The organism is Nocardioides sp. P5_C9_2, assembly GCF_054049555.1.
Window position 1 is genome coordinate 1 of the sequence record NZ_JBFUMD010000641.1, and the last position, 1,706, is coordinate 1,706.

General features: G+C 72.5%; 4 protein-coding genes. 3 read left to right on the forward strand and 1 reads right to left on the reverse strand.

Annotated features, from left to right (window positions below; translation table 11 throughout):
• Positions 1–19: 19 nt before the first annotated feature.
• Genes ACXJKL_RS20520 through ACXJKL_RS20530 form a run of 3 tightly spaced genes read left to right on the forward strand, consistent with a single transcriptional unit; the run spans position 20 to position 1,441 of the window.
• Positions 20–376 carry an ArsR/SmtB family transcription factor gene (locus tag ACXJKL_RS20520; RefSeq protein ID WP_457208843.1) on the forward strand — a complete coding sequence of 119 codons (357 nt, stop codon included), beginning with the start codon at positions 20–22 and terminating at the stop codon, positions 374–376.
• Complete coding sequence (locus tag ACXJKL_RS20525) at positions 373–870, forward strand: SRPBCC domain-containing protein (RefSeq protein ID WP_457208844.1); 498 nt, start codon at positions 373–375, stop codon at positions 868–870. The genes ACXJKL_RS20520 and ACXJKL_RS20525 overlap by 4 nt, the downstream gene beginning before the upstream one ends.
• A 1-nt stretch (position 871) precedes the next feature.
• On the forward strand, positions 872–1,441 hold the full coding sequence (locus ACXJKL_RS20530) for a TIGR03086 family metal-binding protein (protein WP_457208845.1): 570 nt from the start codon (positions 872–874) through the stop codon (positions 1,439–1,441).
• 6 nt (positions 1,442–1,447) lie between these two features.
• Here ACXJKL_RS20530 and ACXJKL_RS20535 read toward each other — a convergent pair.
• A partial coding sequence (locus tag ACXJKL_RS20535; RefSeq protein WP_457208846.1) for a PfkB family carbohydrate kinase occupies positions 1,448–1,706 on the reverse strand: 259 nt, incomplete at its 5' end.

A 1,706-nucleotide genomic window follows, 5' to 3' on the forward strand; every position in this document is an offset into this window, starting at 1 on the left:
TTGAAGAAGGTGTGAGGTCGTGACCGATCAGCTCTCCCGGGTCTTCGCCGCCCTTGCCGACCCCACCCGACGCGACATGGTCGCTCGCCTCACCGTTGCCGACGCGACGGTCGGCGACCTCGCCGCGCCGTACGACGTGAGCCTCCAGGCGGTCTCCAAGCACCTCAAGGTGCTCGAGGAGGCCGGCCTGGTGAGTCGTAGCCGGGAGGCCCAACGCCGCCCGGTGCACCTGGAAGCCGAGGTGTTCGACCTGATGACGAAGTGGATCGAGCGCTACCGACGACAGGCCGAGGAGCGCTTCGCGCGACTCGACACCGTCCTGGCCTCCCTGCAGGAGACYGAGGACCCCACCGCCGAGGAAGGAACCGCATCATGACCACCGCCCAGGACCACCGCTACTCCGAGGCCGCCATCGAGGCCGACCCCACCGTGCCCGCCGTCCACATCTGGCGCGACTTCGCGGCCACCCCCGCCCAGCTCATGCGGGCCCACACCGACCCCGACCTCTTCACCCGATGGGTGGGACCCGACTCGGTGGCCATGTCCATCGACCACTGGGACTGCCGGACCCTCGGGTCCTACCGGTACGTCGGTCGACGTGACGGCGAGGAGTTCGCCTTCCGCGGCACGTTCCCCTACATCGGCGAGGACCGGCTGGTGYAGACCTTCACCTGGGAGGGCATGCCCGAGGCGGTCGCCCTCGAGACCCTGACCTTCGAGGACCTGGGCCACGGGATGACCCGGCTGCACGCCTTCTCGCTGTGCGACTCGTTCGAGGCACGCGACGGCATGCTGGCCAGCGGCATGGAGGTCGGCATCCGCGAGGGCTACCGCTCGCTCGACGCCCTGCTCGCCGACGGGGCCGCCTGAGATGACGCTGCCCGACACGCCGGCCGCACGCCACCGCGAGGTCGCCGGGACCTTCGGCGCACTCGTCCACGAGGCCGACGACTGGCAGGCGGCCGCCCCCGTGGACGGCTGGACCGCCCGGGACGTGGTCGCCCACCTCGTGGAGTGGTTCCCGGGATTCCTCACCGCCGGGGGGGTGACCCTCCCCGCCGGGCCGCCGGTCGCCGAGGACCCTGCGGCGGCGTGGGACCACCACGCAGCGGCCGTCCAGGCCGTGATCGAGGAGCGCGGCGAGGAGCCCTTCACCCACCCGTACGTAGGGACGCACCGCCTTGCCGACGCGGTCGACCAGTTCTACATCTCCGACGTCTTCATGCACAGCTGGGACCTGGCGCGGGCCACCGGGCAGGAGGTGGCCCTCGACGAGGACTTCGCCGCCGGGCTGCTCGGAGGACTCGAGCAGATGGAGGAGGTGCTGCGCTCCTCGGGCCAGTACGGCGCTCCGGTGCCCGTCGCTGCGGATGCTCCGGTGGTCGATCGGTTGATGGCCTTCATCGGCCGCGACCCGGGCTGGACCCCGTCGCCCGGCTGATGGCCGTCAGGCCAGCTCGTGCCGGTGCGGCGGGTCGCCGCCCGGACGGCTGACGGTCACCGCGGCGGCGCGCACCGCGAAGTCGAGGACCGCCGACCGGTCGTCCGGGGACAGGGCGCGCAGGCGCTCGCCGGCGCCGGGACCCACGACGCCGAGGTCCCACAACGCGTGGACGACCGCGGCGGTCACCGTGTCCCCGGCCCCGATCGTGTCGGCGACCTCGACTCTCGGCGCGGCGACCTCGACCTCGTCCTCGGCGGTGTAC

What these genes read in the sequence shown, in the direction of transcription:
- ACXJKL_RS20530 (WP_457208845.1), top strand. Translation starts at nt 872, where the DNA reads ATGACGCTGCCCGACACGCCGGCCGCACGCCACCGCGAGGTCGCCGGG.